Genomic DNA, 17,797 nt, shown 5'->3' with positions numbered 1-17,797 from the left:
GTGTTTGGGTTGCTATCGGTGTTGCCTTATTAACTGCATTGGGCATTTTCGGTAAATCAAAAAAGAAATGAGGATGTATACAGTCGTGTATCTAAAGGAATAAAAGAAGAAAAGTATCTTGCGAGCTGCTTTGCTTCTTTTAAATGGGTTGGGACTGTTCCATTTAGTATAGCAAGTGAATAGTAAACGATATGTTGTGTGAGTATGGTGTTTATCATTTATACATAGGTGGCGAAGAGTATGAAAGCAGATACATTTCAAGAATGGGTAGATAACTTCTATGGAAGAAGAGGATGGCTGGAGTTAGATATATTTATGCGAATCGGCTTCTTATCCGAAGAAACTGGAGAAGTTGCAAGGGCGGTAAGGGCGCTAGAAATAGGTAGAGATCGACCAGACGAAGAAGCACAATCATCGGAAATGAATAAGCAAGCGTTAGTTGAAGAATTAGGAGATTTAATGGGTAACGTCGCAGTCATTGCTAATAAGTATGACATAGAATTGGAAAAAGTATTTTTAGAACATCAAAGAAAATTAGAGCAACGTTTTACTTAACTTATTTTGTGTAGTTGCAAATGAGACTTAGAAGGTTACAAAAGTCGATTTCAGAGCGTGAAGGAAATCGACTTTTTTGAATTGAGCTGAAAAAGTTGTGGACTATCCAGTTCAACTGTATTATGTTATTACTAAGTGAGACTATATAGTTGAACTGAATAGAGGTTAAGAGTATGAAGCATAAATTATTACCGTTGTCTGAAACCATGCACTATATTTTATTAGCTCTACGTGAACCATTCCACGGTTATGCTGTTATGCAGGAGATAGAAGAAATGAGCAATGGTTCTGTCATTTTAGCTGCGGGTACATTATATGGTGCTATTGAAAATTTAAATAAACATGGTTGGATTGAAGTAGTAGGAAATTCAGGTCGGAGAAAAGTATATAAAATTACTGCAGAAGGAAGTACCGTTTTGAAACTGGAACAACAAAGGCTATTGCATATTCTATCCTTGTATGAAGGAAGTGAATGACATGAAGAAGGTTAAATGGTTCTTTAATATTGAAAAAGAAGAGCAATGGCTGAATGAACAATTACAAAAAGGCTTTCACTGTACAGGTGTTAGCGGATTTGGCATATATACTTTCGACAAAACTGAGAAGCAGTATGTTATGCGACTTGATTACCAAGATAATTTACCAAAAGATAAATTGCAGGAATACAAAGGAATATACGAAGATTTCGGTTGGAACTATGTAAAGGGATCTTGGCTTAGTGGAATACGGTATTGGCAAAAAGAAGAAGGTATTCAAAATGAAATCTTCTCAGATCGTGAATCAAAGGGTAAGTATTATAAACGACTAATGGGTTATTCATTTTGGATGGGGATGCTGTGCTTCGCTCTTTCTTATATGGTTTACAAGGACCTTTCTGGCTTCTACCATGATGGGCTTTGGAATATGGAAGGTGCATTATTTTGGTATGCGTTATTATTTGAAACTCCATTTGTACTAGTGAAGTTGTCTCCTGTAATGCTAGCTATCTTATTTGCTAGCAGCTTTTATAGTGGGTATCGCAATTATTCAGTGTTGGCAGAAAAATAAGTTGAATTACTAAGAAAACAATTGACAATGTATAATAAAGTTGCCTATACTGCTAATATTCAACATTGACTATTCAAAGGTGATTATATGACGACAAAGTTAATGGTTCTTGCGCTGTTAGGGATTAAACCGATGTCTGGTTATGACATTAAAGAAATGCTCAAGTTAACGGATGCCGAACGTTGGAGTGGGATTTTAATTGGGTCAATTTATAATGCGATCCATAAACTGGAGCGGGACGGTTACATTGAAGTGAGTAAGATTGAGCATACGGGTCATCGCCAAAAAGCAATTTATACGATCACGAAACGCGGGCAAGAATATGAAAAAGAGTTAATAAGACAAAGTTTAGAGAAGCCGTTTAATTCTTATCCGACACAACTTTACTCTGGTCTTTCGTTTGTTGATCGTATTGATAAGCTCGAAGCGATAGATGCACTTAATGACCAGAAGGCACACTTGGACGCAGAATATTCTGCCGTTACGATAGGCTTCAACGCAAAAGAAGAGGCGGCAAGCGGGACATTATCCCCGTTAACGCGACTGGTCTTTGACCACATGTATAAAACGATTGAGTTACAACAAGCGTTTGTCCAAGAAGCGATTGATTTATTGAAATCAAAGGAGTCGTAGAAATTGCTCCCAAGTTAAGGGAGTAATTTTATAATCATTTAGTCAAAGTTGAATATACAAATTTGAACAAAAGAGGTGACTTATTTGAATGTGCTTATTCAGGCTACCGTTTTAAGAAAAGCGTTTCGAGAGCGTCAAGTCGTGAAGGATGTGACACTTGAAATTAAGGAAGGAGAGGTTATCGCATTAATGGGACCGAATGGTGCAGGAAAATCTACAATTATTGGAATGCTGCTTGATACGATTCGCGTAGACGCTGGTGAGATTACGTATTGGCGTTCAGACTTTAAGAAAGCAACGGGTATCCAATTACAATCAACTCCTTTTTTTGAAGGATACACGGTTTTGGAAAATGTTAAGTTATTCGCCTCGATCTACGGAGTGAAAGTGTCTGAACCGGAAATTCAACAACAGCTCGAAGCGTACCAATTAGAAGAAATGAAGAAGGTGATTGCTTCTAAATTGTCGATTGGTCAACAGAAGCGCTTGGCTATTGCCCTTGCCACATTACACAATCCAAAACTTGTGTTTTTAGATGAGCCATCAGCAGGACTGGACCCGAAAGGACAAAAGAAAATCAGAAAATTAATTGAGTACTTAAAGGAAAAGAATGTGACAGTAGTATTTGCTTCACATGACATGCTTGAAGTGAATCACATTGCAGATCGATTAATGTTCATAAATGCTGGTGAACTTGTGGCGAACGGAACCCCATGTGAACTATATAAGCGTTATGGAGTAAAAACCATGGAAGACTTATATGATATGGTAAACCATCATGAGGGGGACGAGAGGTGAGTACTATATTTTTGTTGCAAGCGAAATCATCGATGAAAGACTTGTATTTAGTCATTTGGTCAATCGTAATCCCCATAACGGCTCTTTTATCGCTTGCTCATTTCTTTCCTAATTACTTAAGCTATAGTCTTGCTGGAATTATTGCTGTTAGTTTGATGTTTTATGCTTTTGTCACGTTTTCATTCACAGCATTGTCGCAACGAAGAAGAGGGGTATATGATTTACTCCATGCAACGCCTATGCCTTTGTATCAATACATTCTTAGCATTTCGATTGCGAATGCGTTAGTTGCTGTAGCTGTAAGTAGTTTCGTTTTGATGATTGGTCTATTCATCAGTGATGTTTCCAATTCAATCATGGGTATTGTATTGTCCCTCCCAGTCTTATTTGTATCTGCTGTAATGTATTTATTTCTAAGTTTTATTGTGTCGAGTATCGTGAAAACTGAGGGGCATTTAAGCATGACAACAAATCTTATTATGTTGCCGATGATTCTAGGAAGTAGTGCATTTTATTCTTTAAGTGATGCGCATGCTATTGTTCAGTGGCTTCAGGTGCTAAACCCGTTTGAATGGTTTCTAAGTGGGATACGAGCTGCGTTCACGATGGATTTCGCACTTTGGGGCCAAAGCTTACTTTTTCTTTTCGTATTTTTCAGTTTGTTTTTTATTGGCTCCATCAAAACATTTTCATATGGACGTAGGTGAAGCCTGATTGGGGGAGTTTCTATTGCTTAATTTAAGTAATAAAAAGACCACTTCTCAACAGAAGTGGTCTTTCCTTTAACTTATTAAGTTTAATAATTCGACGTGTAGTTTCTGTACGTTTTTCCCCTCCATAACGTGATTAACGCAATGAGTAATCCAATCAGTGAAAAGGACAAGATGACCAGTTGAATATCGATGCCTCTGGCAACTAGTAAAGTTACACCTGCATAAGCGAGTGGGTCGAATCCGTTCATTGCTAAGAAAACGATGCTCATGACGCGACCCATAATTCGGGGGTCTGTATCTTCTTGAGCTGAAGTGAAGAATGGAATGGAAACAAAAGTCATCGTAAATCCGATTAAAAACGCAAGTGCAGTCAAGATCGACAAACTAGGGATTTGGCTAAATGCAATTGCGACAAGTAAAGTTGCAATGAGACCTAGAATTGAGGTCAATCCTCTGCGGCGGATTTTTACCGTACCGATAATGGCTGTACTTATTAACATCCCAATTCCTAACGCAGCTTCAATGTAACTCAAGTTAATTGGAGAACCACCGTACGTTTCTACGAGTATCGGAATGGCAATGGAAATGGCTCCGAAAGCAAAGAAGTTTAGTGTGATCAAGATTAGAATTCCGGTGATTAAGAACTTACTTGCTTTCACATAGTTAAATCCTTCAATCAAATCTTTAAGTGGTGTTTGCTTAATTGTATTGTCTACAGGACCTTCTTTTAAGAATGGAGGGAACATAAAGAAGGCTGATAGCAGTACAATGATTGCCGCGACAAAGTAACCGGTTGTGACCCCAGCGAACTCCATCACACTTCCAGAAATGACAGGACCAATTACAAAACCAATTTGACCCAATCCTTGAATCATTGCATTGGCTTGCTTAATTTGACTTTTTTCTACTAATTTCGGAATTAATGACGTTCCTGCAGGACCAGAAAAAGCGTCTAACGTTCCGAAAAGCAGACCTAAAATAATTAAATATCCAAACGTTAATTGATCAGCATTATTTAATAAGAAAATAATGACGAGTAGAATCCCTTGAATTAAGCTCGTGGTGAACATGATGGTCGTCTTTTTAAATTTATCAGCGAGAACTCCGCCAAATGCCATCATTAGTATACGTGGTACGGTAATGGCAATGAGTATAATGCCTAATGAACTAGCTGAACCTAAATCAGATATGACAAACCAGGTGGTTGTCATAAAAAACATCGTGAAGCCGATAATTGCTAAAAAGCTACCTAGAAAAAGGAATATAAACGCACGATTCTTTAGTAATGATTGTGGTTGTTTTTCCTGTTCTTCCATAATCAATCCTTCCTTTCATAATGAATCTATGACCTATATTAGATTGTGACGTAACGTCACAATCAAGTACTTTTTTTAGGGGAATTCATCTTTAGTGAACAAAAAGTGAAAAGGATTGCCTATAACGTTACGTAACAGTATAAAATGTAGTGAGGAGGTCTTTACTATGGAAGTAACCATCGGTTCATTTGCAAAAATCGTAGGGACAACCGTACGAACATTACGTTATTACGATAAGATTGGTTTGTTAAGTCCCAAAAAACATAATGACCATGGAAATAAAGTGTACACCCGTAAAGAATGGGAGTCTTACCAACAAATCAACATCTACAAACATCTCGGATTAACGTTGAATGATATTAAAGAACAAATGACGGATCATAAGATGAGTAATCGTGAGTTATTACGAATCCAGAAGACGTTAATCGAAGAAAAGCAAGAGCAATTACATGAGTTGAAAGGCGTTATAACTAGAATGGAACGTCTCTACAATTTTGAAGATCCGTCTGAAGGTGAACTCGATCAATTTGCATTCATAATGCTCGATTTATTTATGCGGGAGAAGAAACAAATGCAAGCATTTGAACAGCACTTTAACGAGGATGAACAGCTTATGCAACACATAAAGTCCTATAATAAACCAGAAACTCAAGATCTTATGGACCAAGTAACGTGGGAGTTATTTCAAGCGATTAAAGATTCAATTGAGCTGAATGACGCTACAAGTAAAAAGAAAGTCCATGAAACGCTAGAGAGAATGGATTCGTTATTTCCAGATAATGAAAAATTCCTATTCCGCGTTATTGATGACGATAGCTTTTTTGAAAAGCATAGCTCGGATTTTAATAATTACTTTCCTGAAGAAATCGGCAATTATATGTACAAAGAAATGAAAGCTTATTATCAAGAAAAGCAAGCTCGCGCTACTAAAAGTGATCAACTTGATACTAAAAAAGATAAGTAAAGAAATAGGTACTTGACATTTCCATCTAGCGGTCAATCCACCATTCCGAGGTCAAAAAGTGGTCAAACTCTGATGAATGATTGCGGTTTTGGCCGCTGGCTTTGTAAAGTGAACTTGCTGATTGAGTGCGATAAAACAAATACGCAAGGGTTTTATGAAACACTCGGTTGGTGATATGAATAGTTCCTAGCTAGTACGTTTAGCAAGGAGTTATTTACTTATTGTTCTAAAAAATGTAGTCTAACAGTGCAAGACTACATCATTAGTGCTCGAAACATTCGTATAATTGTTTAAGTTAGTTGTGTATAGAGGGACGTTGCCCCCTTCTTCAAAAAACGAGACATTCTGTCATACTAGGGTATAGCAGTAAATATATACTTATAGAAGAAAGGTGTTTCTCACTTGGAAGCCATAGTATTTACGTTATACATGATTGGCGCATTAGGGCTATTCGTGTTTGTGTTTCGGTCTAAAACAAAACGAGCGAAGATGATGTCTTGGGGACTATTAATTGTTTTCGTCGTCTCGCCGATGATTAGCTATGTCGTTGTAATTATTGCCTCCGTGATCGCCGGAGTTGGTGTGTTGTTATTTGTGACACCGTTGGTTGCAATTGTGGGATTAATTGTTTTTATTATCGCATTTATCCCGTTTGTCAAAGAAAAAGTTCAAAAAACGCAACAGAGGTAAGTGTTTGTTCTTACTATCATTTATAGGGGGAATGAAATGTTAAATCAAAGCGGCTTGATTTATGGGCAGATGGGTATGATCAGTCGGTACAGGTTAGTGAAGAAAGTGATCATTATCCTTTTGCGGGTTATAAGCAAATTCTAAATGCAATTTACAATGAAGTGATGACAAAGGAATCACTCAACATCCTAGACATTGGATTTGGAACAGGAGTACTAACGGGGAAGTTATATGATGCAGGTCACCACATTACAGGTCTGGACTTCTCGGACAAGATGATTCAGATTGCCGAAGAGAAGATGCCGAATGCGAGGCTCATTCAATGGGATCTAACGAACGGGTTCCCAGACCAAATCCTTGCTGCAAAATATGATTATATTGTCAGTACATATGCATTGCATCATTTTACGGATGCGTACAAAGTTCAGTTATTGGAGCAGGTGCTACCTACTTTAAAGAAGGAAGGTAAACTATTAATCGGTGATGTCTCGTTTCAAACTGAAGAAGATCACAACCGCTGTCGTGATCGATACAAAGATGTGTGGGATTACGATGAATATTATTTTGTGTTTGAAGAAATCAAGAAGAGGTTAGCTGGCAATAAACAGATCGAATATACGCAGCTTTCCCATTGTGGAGGCGTATTTGCATTAACGCCACAAACATAGACAAGTGAAGCATAGGAGGAAGATCCATATGCTTCTTCTTTTTTATTATCTTAACTAGGGAGGTGATTTTGTGTTTTCGAACTCTAGACCTCTCGAAGTCATTGTGATCATCGTGTTGGCAGTCATCGCTTCAATGACAGGTGAATTTGTAACCTTTATTATGCTCGGTCTTATTTTATTGCAACTACATAATATCCAACGAACCATTAAGCAATCAAATGACAAGAATACATCTGAAGAAGGTTCAGATGTTTAGAGATGGAAAGCGGCGGTCATACGTGACCGCCGTTTTCCTTGATTAAGCGAAAGTTGGGTTGTTTAACCGTTCTTTTAATTCTTTTTCTAGTTGAGTATAACCTTCATAATTTCTAGTCATGTGAGAGATTTTCTCAAGGTGTGTATAGAAGTCTTTTTCGTGGTAAGCGAAGGCAAAGGGAGCTTGATATCCTCTTGCGACCATCATCGCAAACATCCATACGCTTTTATGATTGGCAGTAGAAGTTGAGCTCGCTAATAAGCTTACGGCATGCAAAATATCATTTGTTATTACTGGGTCTTCTTTTGCATAAATACTAATGTGTGAGAACGAGGAGTACAGGTAATAGTCAAACGTCTCTTCGTTAATAATTAGGCGAAGGTTGCCTTCTTGGTCGGTAAGGTACGGCGTGAAGTGTGTGATTTCAGAAATGGATAGTAATAAGTCAGAGAGTTGTAGAATCGCATTTTTTACCGTATTCGGATCATCGTTTCCGATGGATTTTATCGCTATTTCTTTCAATTTATTGACGCCAAATTCAATGTCCTGAACTTCTGTTTGTTTTCGTCCAACGAACAGTTTGCTACAAATAAACGCCTCGTTTACATCACAATCTTCTCGTTTCCAATACGTGAGAAGGGGGATGTCTTTTAAGACAAATTCGCCAATTCGTTTTTCTAAGCGAATGATAAGCCCTTTTTTCTCTGCATATTGAAAGAGGCTTTTGAAATCAATGACTTGAATAAATCCAGAATCCTTGGCATAAAGAATAGTGCCTTCATCTTCGTTTAACTCCATTTCTTCTTTCTTTGGCTCTTGTGTTCGATAAGGTTCAAGGTCTTCAACGAGTGTAGTAAGGATTTGTTTTTCTGACTCGTTCTTCATATTGAACGTTAAGTTAGGTACTTGCATCCATTTCACAGCATGATTAATGAAGAAGACGAAAGTAGCGAGTGCAAAGAACATAAGTAAAATGGTAAGCGTTGGAAAGGCGGCGTAATATTCTGCTGTTCCATCATTAATCATGAAAAAGGAAAACAGAATAAAGACAAACACCATATTAAAGATACCGACGGCGTGTTGGGTTTTACGGTCCGCAATGAACGTAAGTAGCATTCGCGGGGTGAATTGCCCAGAGAAGTTCGTTAATACGACGAGGATCGAGTTTAGTGTAAATGCGTTTAACGTAATAATTCCGGCAACGAGCGAGCTAATAATTTGTCTCGTTAATTCATAATCTACTTGAAAAAAAAGAAGCGTGTTCCCCTATAAATAATCGCATGTCCAATACATACGCGATTCCTACAATTAAGAACCCGAGCAGTCCGTAATAGAGACTGATAAGCCATACGTTTGCTTGCGTTTCAAAACGAATCTGCCTTCGTGACATACTAAGGAGACGTTGACCCGTTTTGGGCATCCATTTGCGGACACTCATCGACGTTCACCCCTTTGGATAACTGAGCATAGTGGGGTGTTCCCGAATATCGACAAGGAATAACTGTTTTCGTATAAAAGAGGACTTTAGGTAAGAGATAGAACGTCCAATTGAAAATGTAAAAGGAATAAAGTGCCAATTTGTTGAAATAAAGGGAAAGCACGATTGAGAAATGGGGGCTATTTATGGAAATTCGTCTGGCGACGAAGAGTGACGGGAAACCGATGAGTCGATTGCTCACTCAACTTGGTTATCCTACGTCAGTGGAGCAAATGGAAGGGCGATTTGAACAAATTAGATCGCATCGTGACTATCGGACTTGGATAGCGGTAATAAATGGAGAAGTTGTTGGCATGATTGGTGCAATAAAGAGTTACTTCTATGAAAAAAACGGTCAGTACGTAAGGATTGTCGCATTTGTCGTTGATGAAAAACACCGAGGACAAGGCGTTGGTCAGAGGCTTATGCAAAAGTCGGAGGAATGGGCAACCAGAATAGGTGTAACGACAATTGCGTTAAATAGTGGAGCGAAAGAAGAGAGAACAAATGCTCACGAATTTTATAAAAACGCTGGGTTTCAAGAAACGAATGTGGGCTTTACGAAAAGCCTAAAATGAAGGCCAACGATGAACGACGTCGCTACTGTTCGTAGCGACGTCGTTCATGACTGTTTAATCGTCGTAACGGTATTGCAGTGCACCACTAGGCATAATTTCACGGTACGTTCTACCTTTAATGCAGAAGCTTCGTCAGGTGTAATCCAAGGTCTCTTCTTCGTGTCAAACACTTCCGGAGCATTGCCGACACATTCAGCTGCATGTGCACAAAGTTCTTTGTTGAAATAGACGTTGATTTCTTCACCATAATATCGCTTGAACCCTCGCTCTAGTAACTGTTCTTCGCTCATCAAATCACCCTTTTTTTGAATATTATAGTAACATGAATGCTAGATATAACCAACTAAAACGCAAAAGGACTTAACGTTGAACTGGAACGGATCAGGCTTGTATGATATGACATAGATGGATTGAGGGTGATTGATATGAAGTCGTTTAAGAAGGATGTTTCAGATCAATGGGTGAGAGCAATTGTAAAGGGACATTATCCGGACGCAGAACAATTCAAGAGAATTGATATCGGTGAGCTCAGTCGTGTTGATCAATTTATGACGAAAGAGAAGGCTTATGTTGCTCACATTCGTGAACATCCGGAGAGTTTTTACACAGCGCGGGACGTGTACAATCGTTTTGGAGCAAGGCTGCCGATCCCAAAAGTTGTTGCGATTCATGAACATCAAGGAACATACTTGATGGTTAGTGAGAAGTAGATGGTGATCCAGTGTCTGCTTATCCACAACCTGCGCAAGCTGATCTTGCTTCTCATCTAGTTACGACCATAGAATCAATGATTACGATTCGCGACAATGACACGTTTGGTTGGGTGAACCGAGGAGAAAACAAGCGTTATCAAACGTGGCAGGACATGCTTGAAAGTTTTTTCGTAGAAGAGAGCGAAGGGTTTTTTGCTCATTGGCGCACGATGTTCACAGAAGGAATGCTAGAAAAAGTAGTATTTGAAGCAGGTTACGATCAGATGCTCGAACTAGCAAGTTATGCACCGAAACGACCGTTCCTCGTACACGGTGATTTTCATTTAGGTAATGTGTTAGCGGATCGTACCATTGTTACTGGTATTGTAGATTGGGAGATGGCGATGTATGGAGACTTTATGTATGATGTAGCGAATCTTAACTTATGGTCACCGAACTTAGAATTTCCAACAAAAGTAAAACGGCACCTTAATGAGAAAAGCATCGATATTCCGTATTTTCGAGAAAGACTTTATGCAAGTCTATTAAGTCGATTATTGAATGGACTTCGGTTTTATGCGAAGCAAGAAAACAAAAGCGGGTACCAGCTTATGAAAAACTCTTTAATAGAAACGTTAGACGAGGTGTAGCTCTATGAGTAAAGGTTGTTCAGTCACGTTTCGTACTCGTACGTCTTACTCCCTAGTCTTGATGGGTATTATAGGCATATCCGTGTTTTTGCCGTTAATTCATTTAGTGATTAACTTTGAATTTGTTGCAGCGATTGTCATTACAGCAATCATTTTACCAATCGTTCCTTTATTTATTATTCATTACGAAGTTTGCGATGATACATTACGCATTCGATTTGGGTTTGTGATCAGAGCAATGACGATTCCAATTAACGACATCACAACGATTCAACCGACGAATAGTCTGTTAAGTTCACCTGCCGCTTCACTTACGGTCGAATTGAATTGTCGAGGAAAAATGGAGAGATGCCTGTCATCATTTCTCCCAAAGATCGAGATGGACTTTTAGAGCAGCTCATTCAAATCCATTCAAAAATCGAATTAGATTCAAGCCTAATTACGGATAAAAGGCAATAATGTAAGCGTTTGGATGATCACATGAGCCTACTAAGGATCGTACGATTGAGAAGCGTAAGAATAAGACATTCGTAATGAATTCACTGAAAATTGTTTTTGCATCTTGTATTTAGGGTATCGGGTAGTACACAAAAAAATACTGAAGGTGTTGCCTATGACGAATCAAGAGGCAGTACTCGTTAAGAAGCACCTTAACGACCTCATTACATTCAGAGACAGTCAAACCTTTCAAGATGAATGCACTTATTTATCTATTCTAATCCAAGAAATTGAAGAGACACAGCGAGTACTCACTGAGCATGGTTTCATATGAAGCCATGCTTTTTATGATTGTTCTACTTGACCTAAAGATGTATAAATCTAGTGAGGATGGATAAATTAGGTAAAAATACGTAAGGAGGTACGCATGGCAAGAAGTAAGCAAGTTCCAATCCTTAAGTTACTCCCACAATCGATACCTGTGTTTTTTATTGTTGTCTGTTTTTGCATGGCATTTGTACTTGCATATCCGGTTACTACAATTGCAATTGTGCTGCTTGTAATCATAACAGTAGCTTCATTGATCGCTTGGCGATTAAAACAAGACCGAGCATTGGAAGAGCGGTATTTAAGAAGTGGCATTGAGCAGATTGATCAAATGAGCGGGAAGGAGTTTGAAAGACGACTAGCGGTCCATTTTTCATATTGTGGTTGGCACGTTCAGTTGACTTCAGACACGGGGGACTACGGAGCTGACCTTGTCGGAGAGAACGATCATGGTGGAACCGTCGTTATTCAAGCTAAGCGTTATAAAAAAAATATCGGTGTTCGAGCGGTACAAGAAGTGAACAGTGCCAAAACGTATTACGGTGCAGAACAAGCAATTGTTATAACGAATCAATATTTCTCGAAAAATGCGAAAGAGCTTGCTCGCCGATGTAGTGTCGAGCTTTGGGACCGTGAGCGTTTAATCCGAGCGTTAGTAGAAGTAAATAACCGTCTGCCAAGTTGAAAAGTAAATCCAATAATGTTAGCCTCCCATCTCAACATGTGACATGGGATTTTTCGTGCTGAAAGAGAATGGTGGTAAAATAAATCGTAAGAAAGTGACAAGGGGGCAAATGGTTTGCAAATTTTAATCGTAGAAGATGACAAGACAATTGCTCTAGGGTTGAACTATTCATTGCAACAAGAAGGTACAAGACAACGCATAAAGCTGATTTTGTGTCCGCTCAAGAATACATTGAATCATCACTTGAAGACATTCAATTATGCGTATTTGATTTGAATTTACCAGATGGATCAGGTTATGAGCTGTGCAAGCTCGTAAAACAGAAAGAAGACATTCCTGTTATCTTCTTAACAGTTGTTGATGATGAAGTGAACGTTGTGATGGGCTTAGATATGGGTGCTGATGATTATATTACGAAGCCATTTCGAATCCGGGAATTGATGTCTAGAATTAAATCGGTCCTTCGTCGCTACGAAAAACAACAGCATGGTCAAGTGAGTGAACGAATTGAATTTAGCACGGTTACAATTTCAACAGCAGAAGCGAAAGTTTGGAAATCCGGGCATGAGGTTTCGTTAACGGCTCTAGAATATCGCCTCCTTTTAATTTTCTCTCAACATCAAGGTCAAGTGTTAACACGTGCGCAGCTGTTAGAACAGATTTGGGATGTTGCTGGAGATTTCGTGAATGACAACACACTGACGGTTTACATTAAGCGTCTACGTGAAAAGCTAGAAGAAGATCCGCAAAAGCCTACTATTATTCAGACCGTAAGAGGGTTAGGTTATCGGCAGGTGATTAACATGTATCGCAATCGCGAATTTCGCTTATTTATAAGTTGGCAAATTGTAATCGGTAGTATAGCAATTGGGGCAAGTCTTCTAGTGCCTAATTTTTCGTTATTTATTGTGATTGCACTTGTAATCGTAATGCTCGTTTCTTTTATTGTTTTTACAACAAAGCGGTATCGTAAGATCGAGCAGCTATCAACATACTTAAAAGAAATAAATGCTGGATCTTACCGTTTAGACGTTCGTGACAATGAAGAAGGCGAACTTAGCATTCTAAAAAATGATATCTATAAAGTAACGTCTCGTTTAGCAGAATACAATGTGGAACTTGAAGGAGATCGCAAGAAGTTGACGGAGGCCATTTCAGATATCTCTCATCAATTGAAAACACCAATCACGTCAATGACGGTGATGGCAGATTTATTGCAAGGAAGTGAATTAACGCCCGAGCGGAGAGTGACGTTTACGAAAACGATTCAACACCAGCTGGAACGAATGGACTGGCTCGTCACATCCTTACTAAAACTGTCCAAAATTGATGCAGGTACAATTGAATTTAAACGTGAAAAAGTTCCCGTCAAAAGCATCATTACTGATGCTTTAAATCCGCTACTTATTCCAATTGAAGTGAAGGGCATTACACTAGACGTTGAAGGGTAGAAGAGCGTGTTCTTATTGCCGACTACAATTGGACGAAAGAAGCACTTATTAATCTTTTAAAAAATGCAGTGGAACATACAGGTGATGGAGGAATTGTATCAATTCAATACAATGAGAACGCCATTTATCATGAGCTTCGTATTCGAGATTCAGGTGAGGGAATCTCCGCTAAAGATATACCTTACATTTTCAAACGGTTCTATAAAGGGCGTAATGCTGGGGAGAATAGCGTCGGCATCGGACTCGCAATGGCTCAAAACATTGTAACGAAACAACATGGTGATATTGAGGTAACAAGTGAAGAAGGGTCGGAACAACGTTTTCGCTTAAGTTCTATAAACGAGTCGTATAAGTTGTTGCGACTAAAGCTAGCTCATACGACTCGTTACTGCAAGTGACTAAACTGTCATTCTACGAGTCACGAAACCGTCATGTTAGATGCTTACACTAAATGTAGCAAGAAACTAGTGGGGGTAGAAACGATGGATATAGTAACGATTGATAAGCTAACGAAAGTGTATGGCAAAGGTGACACGGCGGTAAAAGCGTTAGATGACGTTTCATTTTCAGTGAAAAAAGGGGAATTTATCGCAATTATTGGACCTTCAGGTTCAGGTAAGTCAACGCTTCTTCATTTGTTAGGTGGCGTTGATCAGCCGAGTAGTGGGAAAGTACTCGTTGATAATACCGATATTTATGAGTTAAATGAAACGAACTTAGCTATTTTTAGAAGAAGGCAAATTGGACTTATTTATCAATTTTATAATTTATTACCGATTCTCTCCGTCGAAGAGAATATAACTTTACCTGTCTTGTTAGACGGTCATAAAGTAAATGACAAACACTTTAATGAAACGGTCGAATTGTTGGGCTTAAAAGAACGTTTAACGCATTTGCCAAATCAATTGTCAGGCGGTCAACAGCAACGTGTCTCGATCGGTCGTGCACTCATTAGTAATCCTGCGATCATGTTGCCGATGAGCCGACAGGGAACTTGGATAGTAAGAACAGTAAAGAAATCATTGACCTACTAAAGATGTTCAATAAGACGTATAACCAGACGCTCATTGTCATTACTCATGATGACCGCATTGCTTTACAAGCGGATCGCGTCATTTCAATTGAAGATGGGAAAGTGGCGAGCGATGAGGTGATTCGTCCATGAATATCGTGAACAAAGTGACGATCCGTCACTTGAAGGAAAACAAAAAGCGTACGCTGATTACGTTAATCGGTACGATTATTTCTGTAGCGATGATTATGGCGGTTGCTACGTTAGGTTCCACGTTTTTAGATCTTATGAAACGAGAAGCTGTGACGAGCTCAGGGGATTGGCATGTCGGTTTTGAAGAAGTTCAACATGAACATTTGCGAGCACTTGAAGAAAGTGACTGGCTAGGTGATGTGGCGTTAATGCGGGAGCATGGGTATGCAGAGTTTGAAGAAAGCCCCGACTCAGCAAAACCGTACTTATATGTGCGAGACTTAAACCCAGTGGCCTTTGAAACGATGCAAATCGAACTTCTCGATGGGCGCTTGCCACATGCCCCTGATGAAGTCGTCATCTCTGAAGATCTTCGGGCATTGAATCAGTTTAATTACGCAATTGGTGATACTGTAACTGTCGCAATTGGTGATCGAACGAGTGAATACATCGCAAGTGAAGAAACACGAACGAGCTCGTACTCACTGCAAATGATTGACGGCGAGCGTGAAGAATCGTTAACGAACGTACAAGATGAGACCTACACAATTGTTGGAGTCACGAAGAAGCCATTATGGGAATCATCATGGTCACCTGGATACTCAATGATTCGCCTCCTCACTGACAACACTCATGATGCACATAACGATGTTGCTGCGTTCATGTCAGTGCCAAACGTGGACCGAGGCGTTTATGACGACCTAACAACCTTCGGGGAAGAAATCGGACTTGACCGACCATTCTTTAACGATGATCTATTACGAGCGAGTGGGATTACTGCGAGTGATTCAATGCAATCGGTTCTTTACGGATTGATCTCTATTATTATGGCGATCATCGTTGTCGGCTCTGTTGCACTAATCTTTAATTCCTTTGCGATTTCCGTTTCGGAACGTTCTCGTTATTTGGGAATGTTATCAAGCGTGGGAGCGACGAAACGACAAAAGCGTAATTCGGTTTATTTTGAAGGCATTATTATTGGCTTACTTGCGATCCCATTAGGAATGGTTGCAGGGATACTAGGAATTGGTGTAACGCTTTCGATTATCGGTTCAATCATGGAAGACATGGGTGTTGAAACAGAGTTATTGATGGTGGTGTCTCCGGAAGCACTCATTATTTCAGCAGTAATTGCTGCGCTTACGATTTTTATTTCAACGTATATTCCAGCTAAGCGCGCATCACGGATTACGGCGATCGATGCAATTCGACAATCACACGATGTGAAATTAACGAAAAGTAAAGTAAAGACGAATCGCCTCGTACGTTCTCTTTTTGGCGTAGAAGGTGAGATTGCACTAAAAAATCAAAAACGAAATAAGAAACGTTCCATGGTCACTGTATTCTCATTAGTCGTAAGCATCATCTTGTTCTTGTCTGTATCTTACTTTGGTTCAGCGTTTACAAAATCCTTGGAATTATCAACTGCTCAACAGAACTTTGATATTAGTGTTCAGCTAGAGTCAGATGAAAATGAAGAGGAACATCTCGTACAAGAATTGACGAGCTTAGATGAGGTTGAGCGTTTTAGCATGAATCGCGCTCAAATGTTTCGAACAATCGTTGAGGAAGAGAAGTTACCCGAAGCATTATTGGATGACATGAGTCCTGAGTTTAAAGAAGACGGTGGCTATCCGTACTATGTGCGAGTGTTCGGTCTGTCTGACTCAAGCTTATCGGAGTATGTTTCAGACATCGGTGTCGATCAAGCGCCTTTCTTGGATACAGATAATCCTCAAGCGATTCTCATTAATCATCTACAATACGAAGATGGTGATGCTGGAAAGTTTGTTGAAGCTGAAAGTATCAAAGCAGATGTTGGTGATGAGTTTGCCGTTGATATTGAAGTGTATGAAGAGAGCACGAATGAATGGGCGTTTGACGAAGTCGGCTCTATCGAAATTGGAGCACTAACTTCGGAACACCCTATAGGGTACATTGAACAATGGCCCGGTTCAATGACGCTCATCGTCTCAGCAGATGTGTTTGATACGTTAACAGAACAAGTAACAGATCCGTTTCATTACAGACTCTATTTGCAGTCGGATGATCCAGAGCGCGTTCAAGAACAGATTGATCAATTGGATCAGGTTTCTGATTCAGCCGTGATGAATATGCATGAAGCGCAACAACGAGATCAACAAATGGTCATGATTATTTCCATCTTTTTGTATGGATTTATCACGCTCATTACGTTAATTTCTATTGCGAATATCTTAAACACCATTTCAACGAGTATCGCACTTCGCAAACGCGAATTCGCCATGCTTAAATCAATGGGAATGACCCCTCGGTCATTTAACAAAATGATCTACTTTGAAAGTATCTTTTACGGCATAAAAGCTTTAGCGTATGGATTGCCAATAAGCGGGATCATCATGTATGGCATCTATTACACCAATCAAAATGCCTACTCCTACGCATTTGAGCTGCCTTGGATTGAAATTAGCGTCGTTATCATTGGTGTGTTTATCATCGTCGCTATGGCAATGGCCTACTCCATGTCCAAAGTGAAGAAAAACAACATTATTGAAACGTTAAAACAGGAGAATCTGTAGTAAAAGCTTTCGTACCAGTTGGTACGAGGGCTTTTTAGATGTTCGGCAAGGTTTGGTCGATTAAGAGATGGCTAGACTTAGGTGATGTGAATTAAAG

20 protein-coding genes and 3 pseudogenes are annotated in these 17,797 nt (G+C 39.3%); 20 read left to right on the top strand and 3 right to left on the bottom strand.

The window, feature by feature from the left end; genetic code table 11:
* Positions 1-240: 240 nt before the first annotated feature.
* The 6 genes from JCM19038_RS10015 (at position 241) to JCM19038_RS09990 (ending at position 3,740) form a co-directional block, all read left to right on the top strand.
* Positions 241-555 carry a MazG nucleotide pyrophosphohydrolase domain-containing protein gene (locus JCM19038_RS10015; protein WP_042417381.1) on the top strand — a complete coding sequence of 105 codons (315 nt, stop codon included), beginning with the start codon at positions 241-243 and terminating at the stop codon, positions 553-555.
* 173 nt (positions 556-728) lie between these two features.
* Positions 729-1,031, top strand: a complete 303-nt coding sequence (locus JCM19038_RS10010) for a PadR family transcriptional regulator (protein WP_042417379.1) — start codon at positions 729-731, stop codon at positions 1,029-1,031.
* A gap of 1 nt (position 1,032) precedes the next feature.
* On the top strand, positions 1,033-1,602 hold the full coding sequence (locus JCM19038_RS10005; protein ID WP_042417377.1) for a DUF2812 domain-containing protein: 570 nt from the start codon (positions 1,033-1,035) through the stop codon (positions 1,600-1,602).
* An 87-nt stretch (positions 1,603-1,689) separates the two neighbouring features.
* Complete coding sequence (locus JCM19038_RS10000) at positions 1,690-2,235, top strand: PadR family transcriptional regulator (RefSeq protein ID WP_042417374.1); 546 nt, start codon at positions 1,690-1,692, stop codon at positions 2,233-2,235.
* A gap of 90 nt (positions 2,236-2,325) precedes the next feature.
* Positions 2,326-3,033 carry an ABC transporter ATP-binding protein gene (locus tag JCM19038_RS09995; RefSeq protein ID WP_238554371.1) on the top strand — a complete coding sequence of 236 codons (708 nt, stop codon included), beginning with the start codon at positions 2,326-2,328 and terminating at the stop codon, positions 3,031-3,033.
* Positions 3,030-3,740: an ABC transporter permease gene (locus tag JCM19038_RS09990; RefSeq protein WP_042417369.1), complete on the top strand. Its 711-nt coding sequence runs from the start codon at positions 3,030-3,032 to the stop codon at positions 3,738-3,740. The genes JCM19038_RS09995 and JCM19038_RS09990 overlap by 4 nt, the downstream gene beginning before the upstream one ends.
* A gap of 89 nt (positions 3,741-3,829) precedes the next feature.
* Here the strand turns inward: JCM19038_RS09990 and JCM19038_RS09985 are convergent, their stop codons facing one another.
* Entirely contained in the window at positions 3,830-5,062 is a 1,233-nt protein-coding gene (locus JCM19038_RS09985) for an MFS transporter (RefSeq protein WP_042417367.1), read from the bottom strand.
* Between the two features lie 166 nt (positions 5,063-5,228).
* Between JCM19038_RS09985 and JCM19038_RS09980 the strand changes: the two genes are divergently transcribed.
* The 4 genes from JCM19038_RS09980 to JCM19038_RS09965 all read left to right on the top strand — a co-directional run bounded on the left by JCM19038_RS09980 (position 5,229) and on the right by JCM19038_RS09965 (position 7,640).
* Positions 5,229-6,026 carry a MerR family transcriptional regulator gene (locus tag JCM19038_RS09980; RefSeq protein WP_042417364.1) on the top strand — a complete coding sequence of 266 codons (798 nt, stop codon included), beginning with the start codon at positions 5,229-5,231 and terminating at the stop codon, positions 6,024-6,026.
* A gap of 402 nt (positions 6,027-6,428) precedes the next feature.
* Positions 6,429-6,716: a hypothetical protein gene (locus tag JCM19038_RS09975; protein ID WP_042417362.1), complete on the top strand. Its 288-nt coding sequence runs from the start codon at positions 6,429-6,431 to the stop codon at positions 6,714-6,716.
* A 164-nt stretch (positions 6,717-6,880) separates the two neighbouring features.
* Positions 6,881-7,384, top strand: a complete 504-nt coding sequence (locus JCM19038_RS09970; RefSeq protein WP_238554366.1) for a class I SAM-dependent methyltransferase — start codon at positions 6,881-6,883, stop codon at positions 7,382-7,384.
* A 70-nt stretch (positions 7,385-7,454) separates the two neighbouring features.
* A complete protein-coding gene (locus JCM19038_RS09965; RefSeq protein WP_042417360.1) occupies positions 7,455-7,640 on the top strand; it encodes a hypothetical protein in 186 nt (61 codons plus the stop codon).
* Between the two features lie 42 nt (positions 7,641-7,682).
* Here the strand turns inward: JCM19038_RS09965 and JCM19038_RS09960 are convergent, their stop codons facing one another.
* Positions 7,683-8,831 carry a DUF2254 domain-containing protein gene (locus JCM19038_RS09960; RefSeq protein WP_238554370.1) on the bottom strand — a complete coding sequence of 383 codons (1,149 nt, stop codon included), beginning with the start codon at positions 8,829-8,831 and terminating at the stop codon, positions 7,683-7,685.
* Positions 8,832-9,263: 432 nt separating this feature from the next.
* Between JCM19038_RS09960 and JCM19038_RS09955 the strand changes: the two genes are divergently transcribed.
* Positions 9,264-9,695, top strand: a complete 432-nt coding sequence (locus JCM19038_RS09955; protein WP_042417357.1) for a GNAT family N-acetyltransferase — start codon at positions 9,264-9,266, stop codon at positions 9,693-9,695.
* Between the two features lie 44 nt (positions 9,696-9,739).
* Here JCM19038_RS09955 and JCM19038_RS09950 read toward each other — a convergent pair whose 3' ends face one another.
* Complete coding sequence (locus JCM19038_RS09950; RefSeq protein ID WP_042417356.1) at positions 9,740-9,985, bottom strand: (4Fe-4S)-binding protein; 246 nt, start codon at positions 9,983-9,985, stop codon at positions 9,740-9,742.
* A 135-nt stretch (positions 9,986-10,120) separates the two neighbouring features.
* Here JCM19038_RS09950 and JCM19038_RS09945 point away from each other — a divergent pair, with 135 nt between their 5' ends.
* From JCM19038_RS09945 to JCM19038_RS09910, 9 genes and pseudogenes are all read left to right on the top strand, one after another.
* Complete coding sequence (locus JCM19038_RS09945; protein WP_042417353.1) at positions 10,121-10,405, top strand: hypothetical protein; 285 nt, start codon at positions 10,121-10,123, stop codon at positions 10,403-10,405.
* 11 nt (positions 10,406-10,416) lie between these two features.
* The gene (locus JCM19038_RS09940; protein WP_042417351.1) at positions 10,417-11,037 is read left to right on the top strand and encodes a phosphotransferase family protein; all 621 of its coding nucleotides are present in this window, start codon (positions 10,417-10,419) and stop codon (positions 11,035-11,037) included.
* A gap of 4 nt (positions 11,038-11,041) precedes the next feature.
* Positions 11,042-11,428, top strand: a complete 387-nt coding sequence (locus JCM19038_RS09935; protein WP_042417349.1) for a PH domain-containing protein — start codon at positions 11,042-11,044, stop codon at positions 11,426-11,428.
* A 222-nt stretch (positions 11,429-11,650) separates the two neighbouring features.
* Entirely contained in the window at positions 11,651-11,809 is a 159-nt protein-coding gene (locus JCM19038_RS22830; protein WP_193745104.1) for a hypothetical protein, read from the top strand.
* A gap of 93 nt (positions 11,810-11,902) precedes the next feature.
* Complete coding sequence (locus JCM19038_RS09930) at positions 11,903-12,487, top strand: restriction endonuclease (RefSeq protein WP_052361402.1); 585 nt, start codon at positions 11,903-11,905, stop codon at positions 12,485-12,487.
* A gap of 114 nt (positions 12,488-12,601) precedes the next feature.
* Positions 12,602-13,278, top strand: a pseudogene (locus tag JCM19038_RS23595) (response regulator transcription factor); the annotation flags it as partial.
* Between the two features lie 12 nt (positions 13,279-13,290).
* A pseudogene (locus JCM19038_RS25475) lies at positions 13,291-14,290 on the top strand (sensor histidine kinase).
* Between the two features lie 130 nt (positions 14,291-14,420).
* Positions 14,421-15,103, top strand: a pseudogene (locus JCM19038_RS09915) (ABC transporter ATP-binding protein).
* Positions 15,100-17,700, top strand: a complete 2,601-nt coding sequence (locus tag JCM19038_RS09910) for an FtsX-like permease family protein (RefSeq protein WP_042417347.1) — start codon at positions 15,100-15,102, stop codon at positions 17,698-17,700. The pseudogene JCM19038_RS09915 and the gene JCM19038_RS09910 overlap by 4 nt, the downstream one beginning before the upstream one ends.
* Positions 17,701-17,797: the final 97 nt, after the last annotated feature.

It is taken from the genome of Geomicrobium sp. JCM 19038, assembly GCF_000698125.1.
Taxonomy (GTDB): Bacteria; Bacillota; Bacilli; order Bacillales; family Marinococcaceae; genus Geomicrobium_A.
Note: the sequence above shows the minus strand (reverse complement) of the source record. Positions and strands in the feature narration are given on the sequence as shown.